Origin of the sequence: Holdemania filiformis DSM 12042, from assembly GCF_000157995.1 — a bacterium.
In the GTDB taxonomy this organism is placed as follows: Bacteria; Bacillota_I; Bacilli_A; order Erysipelotrichales; family Erysipelotrichaceae; genus Holdemania; species Holdemania filiformis.
The window spans coordinates 608,680-616,601 of the sequence record NZ_GG657556.1 but is presented as its reverse complement, the minus strand read 5'-3'; the positions used below and the strand labels follow the sequence as shown (position 1 = coordinate 616,601).

General features: G+C 28.9%; 7 protein-coding genes. 1 reads left to right on the top strand and 6 read right to left on the bottom strand.

Annotated features, from left to right (window positions below; genetic code table 11):
* A partial coding sequence (locus tag HOLDEFILI_RS08755; protein WP_208854959.1) for an IS630 family transposase occupies window positions 1–732 on the top strand: 732 nt, incomplete at its 5' end.
* Window positions 733–791: 59 nt separating this feature from the next.
* On the opposite strand, the gene glf is transcribed toward HOLDEFILI_RS08755, so the two are convergent.
* The 6 genes from glf to HOLDEFILI_RS08725 all read right to left on the bottom strand — a co-directional run.
* Complete coding sequence (gene glf, locus HOLDEFILI_RS08750; protein ID WP_006059242.1) at window positions 792–1,901, bottom strand: UDP-galactopyranose mutase; 1,110 nt, start codon at window positions 1,899–1,901, stop codon at window positions 792–794.
* Between the two features lie 4 nt (window positions 1,902–1,905).
* On the bottom strand, window positions 1,906–3,369 hold the full coding sequence (locus tag HOLDEFILI_RS08745; protein ID WP_039864411.1) for an oligosaccharide flippase family protein: 1,464 nt from the start codon (window positions 3,367–3,369) through the stop codon (window positions 1,906–1,908).
* A 15-nt stretch (window positions 3,370–3,384) separates the two neighbouring features.
* The gene (locus HOLDEFILI_RS08740; RefSeq protein WP_006059239.1) at window positions 3,385–4,710 is read right to left on the bottom strand and encodes an O-antigen polymerase; all 1,326 of its coding nucleotides are present in this window, start codon (window positions 4,708–4,710) and stop codon (window positions 3,385–3,387) included.
* 14 nt (window positions 4,711–4,724) lie between these two features.
* Window positions 4,725–5,693: a glycosyltransferase family 2 protein gene (locus tag HOLDEFILI_RS08735; RefSeq protein ID WP_006059238.1), complete on the bottom strand. Its 969-nt coding sequence runs from the start codon at window positions 5,691–5,693 to the stop codon at window positions 4,725–4,727.
* A 15-nt stretch (window positions 5,694–5,708) separates the two neighbouring features.
* Window positions 5,709–6,875, bottom strand: a complete 1,167-nt coding sequence (locus tag HOLDEFILI_RS08730; protein ID WP_039864410.1) for a glycosyltransferase family 4 protein — start codon at window positions 6,873–6,875, stop codon at window positions 5,709–5,711.
* 14 nt (window positions 6,876–6,889) lie between these two features.
* On the bottom strand, window positions 6,890–7,922 hold a 1,033-nt coding region (locus HOLDEFILI_RS08725), incomplete at its 5' end, for a glycosyltransferase family 4 protein (protein ID WP_006059236.1).

Sequence of the window (7,922 nt, the reverse complement as noted above, 5' to 3'; positions counted from 1 at the left end):
TCCTTACCGAACAGGATATCAAGCCATTCAAGATTAAGTATTACTGTGAAAAGCGCGATCCTGATTTTGATACAAAAAATGCATGACGTCCTCCTTGTCTATAAGCAGGTTGAAATGCAGTTTGATGCTGACGGAGAAATCATTATCCCAACGGACAAACCCATGATCCATACCGTGTCCTGCGATGAAAAGCCTGGTATTCAGGCGCTTTCAACAACAGGTGAGGATCTGCGCCCTACAGATAAAAACGGAGTTGTCATGCGGGATGCAGAATACAAACGCCTAGGCACGTTATCCCTGCTTGCAGGCATTGATCTATTGACAGGGATCGCAATTCCCCTTGTAAGTGAAAGCCATAAGAGTTCCAACTTTATCAATCTTCTGAAAAAGTTTGATGCAATGTATCCGGATGGTGATATGATCCGGATTATATGCGACAATCATTTAGCGCATAAATCAAAAGAGACTCAAAACTATCTTGCAGGCAGGCCGCAGGGGCGTTTTGTGTTTGTGTTCACGCCAACGCATGGTTCATGGTTAAACATGATTGAGAGTTTCTTTAGTAAGATGACGAAACAAATGCTCAGAGGTATTCGAGTGAAATCCAAAGAGGAACTTGAACAAAGAATCTACCTATATTTTGATGAAGTAAATGCTGAGCCAGTTGTCTATCACTGGAAATATCGCCTTGATGAAATCTCACTGGTTGAAGCAACAGCGGCGGCTCTTTAACTAAGGTATGAATATCATCTATTAATTTTTTGACGTACTAGAAATTATTATGATGAAATTTATAATTCGATTTCAATGAATTTTAGAGCTGAATCAATTACTGCATCCATATCATAATACTTGTATTCACCTAAACGTCCGCCAAAAAACACTTTATCTTCTTTTGAAGCTAATTTTTTATACTTTTGGTACAAAGAATCATTATTTTCATCGTTCACTGGATAATAAGGTTCATCTCCTTGTTTCCATTCAGAACTATATTCTTTAGAAATAATTGTTTTTGGTAAATCATTTCCTTCTTCATCTTTTCCAAATTCAAACCATTTATGCTCAATAATACGTGTCCAAGGAGTTTCCCTGTCAGTATAGTTAATAGCTGCATTTCCTTGATAATTAGGCATATCTAACACTTCATTTTCAAAACGAACAGATCTATATTCCAATGTTCCTAAAGAATAATTAAAGTAAGCATCAATAGGACCTGTATAAATTACTTTATTTGCTAATTTGTTTAATTCTTCCTTGTTTTTTAAGTAATTTGTATCAAGGCGTACTTCGATACCTTCTAACATATTTTCCACCATTTTAGTATATCCACCAATTGGAATGCCTTGGTATAACGCATTAAAGTAATTGTTATCAAAAGTTAATCGAACTGGTAATCTTTTAATAATAAACGATGGTAAATCTTTACAATCTCTTCCCCATTGTTTTTCAGTATATCCCTTAATTAGCTTTTCATAGATATCACGGCCAACTAAAGAAATGGCTTGTTCTTCTAAGTTTCTAGGTTCACCTTTAATTTCTGCACGTTGTTCTTCAATCTTAATTATTGCTTCTTCAGGAGTAATTACTCCCCACATTTTATTAAATGTATACATATTAAAAGGAAGTGAATATAATTCTCCTTTATAATTTGCTACCGGCGAATTTGTAAAACGGTTAAATGTGGCAAATTGATTTACATATCTCCATACTTTCTCATTGTTTGTATGGAAAATGTGTGCGCCATATTTATGAAAGTTAATACCTTCAACTTTTTCTGTATATATATTACCTGCAATATTGGAACGTTTATCAACCACCAATACTTTCTTCCCTTTTTTCTTTGCTTCTTGGGCAAATACAGCTCCATATAAACCAGAGCCAACTATTAAATAATCATACATTTATTCATTCTCCTTTTCTAAAAATTTTAAAGATTTGATTCTTAAATTCTACTACTATTTCATCTTTCAATGCCAATAAAATAATAAAATACACACCAAAAAATATAATCGATGATATTGTTAATTTAAGGAATAGTCCAAACCTAATATATTTACAAAAATACCCCAATAAAATTGAGATTACTATTGCAACACTTATTTTTTTATATTCAATATTTTTTATTGCTAGCAGTATTAAATCATCTAATTCATATACTTGGACAAATAATACGCATATTTCAGCAATAACGGTCGCAATTGCTGCACCTGAAGCAGAAAAACAAGGAATTAATAATAAATTTAAAATCACATCTACAACAGCTCCACATATTTCTGATAATAATACTACTTTTTCTTTACCTAATGGAACCAACATTTGTATGCCTGTTATATTTGATATTCCAACTAATATAAGAGTAGGCATTATAATTTGCATAGGTAAAATTGCTCCAGTGTATTCATTTCCTGATAAAAAGTATATTCCTTCTTTTGCATATATAATAAAGTATATGGTCATAGGAATCGCTATTATAATAACAAAATGCAAAGCTTTATTTGTTATTTTTATGAATTCTTCAATCACACCTTGTTTTATATAATATGACAGTCTAGGAAGCAAAACAGCCCCCAAAGACGTAACTATACTTAATAATATATGTTTTATTTTCACAGCTGCATTATAATATCCAACATCAACATTTGATTTCATAAAACCAAGCATTACCGTATCTAAGTTTGTATAAATAACAGTAGCACATGACATAGAAAAGAATACCAAAATTGGCTTTAAATGTTTTTTTAAGTTGTAATCTCCTATATATTTAAATCTAACATATTTTTTAGCATTAAAGAAATTACAAATAAAAGAAGCAGATGACGCAAAAATAGATATTGCTCCATAAACGATATAATCAGATTTACTTTTAATTAAACAAAACATCAGTATAAGCGCGATAAATTTGAAAAAAATTGATCTAACAGTGATATATGTATATTGTTCTAGAGCTTTATACAGCCACTCAATCCCGATAGAAGTAAGTATAATGGTTAAGCTAATTATAAAGTATAAATTTTTTTCTTCTAACATTTTGGGTATAGTCATTAAACATAAAAAGAAAGCTGAATAAGAAATAACATTCATAATAATATTTATTATGAGTAATTCATGGACTGTTCTACTTAAAGCAATTTTATCATCGCGAACTTTTGCACACGCTCTGATCCCATATGTTGGAATACCTAACTGAGCAAACATAGAAAAATACGAAATAATAGATGTGACAAACGAGACTTTACCAGTACCTTCTGGGGTTAATATTCTAGAAATATACGGAAATGAAATTAAAGGAAACAAAAAAGAGGACATCGTCAAAATCATGTTCATTATTATATTAGACTTTATTGATTTTCTTTCATTTAATTTTATCATGCTATACAACCCCTTTTAAAAATTTTTAATTTTAACATTTTCTAGGAATAACTTTATTAACGACCAATAGATTAAATACTTAAAAAACTGGATACTAAATATTCCTTCATAAAATTTATTAGAGAAAAATGAAAATGCTAACATATAAAATATATACGAATAAATAATTATCCAGATATTAATTCTATCTCTTTGAAGATATTTAGTATTATTTTTTGTTTTAATATAAAATAGCTGCGAAATAACACCCATTAAAAACATAAAAATTGGCACCCCAACATAACCAAAGTCATATATATATGCATAAAATGTTGTATAAACGTTCCCTGTTACAAAACCATTAGCTCTCAATGGTGGTAAAACTAGTTCATAAATCCAACTACTAATTTCCAATTTGCCACCTAGGTAATTAATAGCGTGATAAAATGTCATCTTTCCAAACATATCAGCCGATGCAAAAGAATTATTTAGAAAATAGTCTAAATTTCTAATAGGCGCACTCAAATATACTGATAAATAACCGCCAAAATCTGCTGCAGACACTCTTCCAAGTAATTCTCCTATAGTCTGAAACATACCCACAACAAGTGATGCTGCTAAGATTATAAGTAATATTTGTTTAAATGATATCTTATGCTTTTTTGAGTGCATTACCCAAAAAATAATTATCATAACTGCGCCAGAACACAATAGTGCTATTGCCCCTCCTCTTGATCCTTTTTCCAAAGAAATTGCAATAGATAAACAGAGATTAATTAAAACAAGTTTATCCCATTTTTTCTTAAATATATATTTCTTAGCGACTAAATAAAACCATACAAAACCCGATGCATAACAAAAATCATATAATGTATTTACAAATTTACCTAAACCAACATCCTCTGTAGTAAATGTTTTTAAATTCTTATAACCTGCTATAAGCTCAGAAATGCTGCCAGAAACACCAAATCTTCGAGCAACTTTAATCACCCCAATAAGACAAATAAGAAAAGTGAAAATTTGTAACATCAAAAAAAGCAATTTATTTATTTGTGATATATTGTACTTATATATTGTATCACTTTTATATTTAATATTTTGACATTTTTTTCTTAATTGTTTATATCCAATATCAATTATAAATGTTGCTAAGATAAAAACTAAAGTTCCTCCGATTATCACATAGTATGTATTCATCTTAAGCTCAACATTCCATTTATTAATGTTGTACAACAAATCAATTGCAGCTAAAGTGAAAGGAGCAATAAACGCAATTGTTGGATGAATTATATCTTGTTTGGTAATAAAGAAACAAAGTACCAAAATAATTATTAAACTAATTGCTAAATAATATGCTACCATATTTATCTACCCAATTATATAATTTTTATTTGTTCTAAAATATATTTTTTAAATTTATTATACTGCAAAAATCCTTCTACTGTACCTTTCCAGATGATTAAAATTTTTAATAATCCATGTTTCGTAAAAATATATTTAATAGAACAAGTTGCCTGTATAATTTTTTTACTAAATGTAATAAACAAATTTTTATCTTTGTTATAAAAAATTGTATTTATAATATTATTTCTTATATAATAATGATACATTTTAATTCTATTAATATCTTCAAAATTTGATATTTCTAATTTCTTAGCACCTATTCTTTTATGTATCGCTACACTACAGCCAACTAAATAGGCCTCACCATAATATTTAGTAAGTCTTAACGTATACTCTCCATCATCACCCCAAATGAAATAATCTCGACACGGTAACCCACATTTATATACAGCTTTAGAATTTATTAATAATGAAACGAAAGTTGCATCTTTTATTCTAATCATATTATCCCCTAAATGTTCATAATATGATTGATATCCATTTTTTGATTGAGCCAAATCAACATTTGGGACATTCATAAATTCTCCTTTTTGTCCGAATATGCTACTTGCAAAAAAAGATATTTTCCGTTTTCCTGTATTATAATCTTCATTTTTATTTAAACTATCATTTGCTTCTAACAATTTTTCTAAACAATCATAATTTGGTATTGTATCATCATCCATTATCCAAAACCAATCTGCATCAACTTTAGAAGCTCTTTTGAACCCCTCATAGAAACCTCCGGAACCGCCTGTATTACAATCCATATTTACACATTTAATTTTATTTGATGCAAATTCACCATTCTTTTTAAAAAGATCTTCTGTTCCATCTGTACTAGCATTATTAATAACAATTATCCTCTCTACTTCAGCGGTTTGGTTCAATATAGCATTCAAACATTCTTTTAATAATTGTTTTCTGTTATATGTTACTACAATAGCTGCAACTTTCATCATGTTTTTCACCTCTACCTATATTTGATTATAAATATCATTAATTTTTTCTGCATTTTCTTTTGCTGTCATTGTTCTTAACATCACATTCCTTCCATTTTCAACAATTTTTCTCACATAATTAGCGTTATTCAGTGCAAATTCTATTTTATTAGCCAAATCAAAATAATCACCACTTTTGTACAAAATACCCGAATAACCATCTTCTATCAATTCTGGCGTACATCCTGAATTTGCCCCAATTACAAGGCATCCTGCCATCATTGCTTCAACTGTAACCCTACCAAACGCTTCAGCTTCGGAGCACATCAATACAATATCAGACGAAAAATAATATTCTTCAATATTTTCTTTCGGGCCTAAAAATCTCACAAATTCTTCCATAGAATTCTCTTTTACATAATTTTCTAAACTTCTTGAATAGTCACTTGTTTTTCCAATAATGCTAAGAGAAAAATTAGAAATATTTCTATTTTTCAATAGTTGACATGCTTTTATGGCTTGAATTTGACCTTTTGATTTATTAATAGAGCCTACCATAATAATATTTTTAGTATTAGAAATATTTATCTTTCTTCTATCTTGTAAAAACTTACTTTCATCTATTCCATTATATATTTTTTTAACATTCGCAGTTGGGATAAAATTTATATACTTTTTATAAAGAGAATTTGATATAGTTATAACACAGTTAGAATTACTCATTAATCTTTTCGCAAGTTTCTTATTCCAAATTGTTCTTTCTTGATCTTCTTCTAGAAATTCTCGTATATGCCAAACATATGGTATTTTAGATTGCTTCGCCGCTTCTGCACCTACATAGCAACATGATGTATTTATATGTACTATATCTATTTTTTCTTTTTTCAGAAGTTGCGATATTCTTCTTATAACTATTTTATTATAGATATATGTTATTGGCATCCAAAAATAGCATAAAAATTTTTTTATTTTTCTCTTTAACTCTTTTGGATGATAAGGAACAAACCAATTAAACGAACGAATTTTTTTATATGCTATTTTATTTTCTTTTAATAATTTTTCTCCAGTGCCATCATTGTGTAATAACACAAGTACATCATATCCATAACTTTCCATCAGAATTTTTAATAATCTAACCATACTTAAAAAAGCACCAGAAGTGGCATTGTTATCAGACGGAGTAAATAATATTTTTTTCGTCAATGTCCTTTCTCCTTTTATTTTTTAATATCTAGATATAAATTCCTAATATTTGAAGCATTTATTAAAGCTGTAAAACACTGTAAAGCTACGTTTCTTCCGTTTTTTGCAATTTTTTTTGCGTTATTCTTATTTTCAATAACATAAATCATTTTGTTAACTAAATCAACATAGTCACCTGATTCAAACAATACCCCGGTACTACCATCCTCAATCAGTTCAATTGTTCCTCCGGAATTCGCTCCGATTACAAGGCAACCTGCCATCATTGCTTCAACTGTAACTCTGCCAAACGCTTCATACTTAGAGCAGACTAACACTACGTCTGAACTTTTATAAAACTTGCTAGTATTCTTTTGTAAACCAGCAAACTTAATATATTTTTTTAAATTTTTCTTATCTACAATCTCCTTTAAACAATTAGCATACTTTGACATACCACCAACAATAGTAAGTTCAAAATTACTAAAGCCTCTATTTACAAGTACTTCACATGCCTTTATAGCTTGGATTTGACCTTTAGATTTATTTATTGTTCCAACCATTAATATTTTAATTTTTTCTTCATTCAAAATTACATGATCTAATGCAGCATATTGCTTATCATCTATACCATTATAAATTTTGACAAGCTTTGAATCATCAAATATATTTTTATACTTATCAAACAATGAATTAGAAATGGTAACAATTTTATTTGCTTTATTAATTAATTGATAACCTTTTTTTCTATTCCAAATTCTTTTTGATTGATCTTCTTCTAAAAACTCTCTTAAATGCCAAATCACTGGTACATCACACTTAATAGCTGCCTGTGCAGGAACATAAATATAACTTGTGTTTAAATGTACTATATCTATTTTTTCATTAATTATAGTTTTTTGATATATTTTTTCAGCTATTATGTTGCAAAAAATTGCTATTGGCTTTGTAATAACCCTAACAATATATTCCAATCTTCTAAAAAAAGATTTAGGATGATCCGGAATAATCCAGTTAACTGTAGGAATAAAAATGTAAGGAATTTCATTTTCATCCAATAACTGTTGA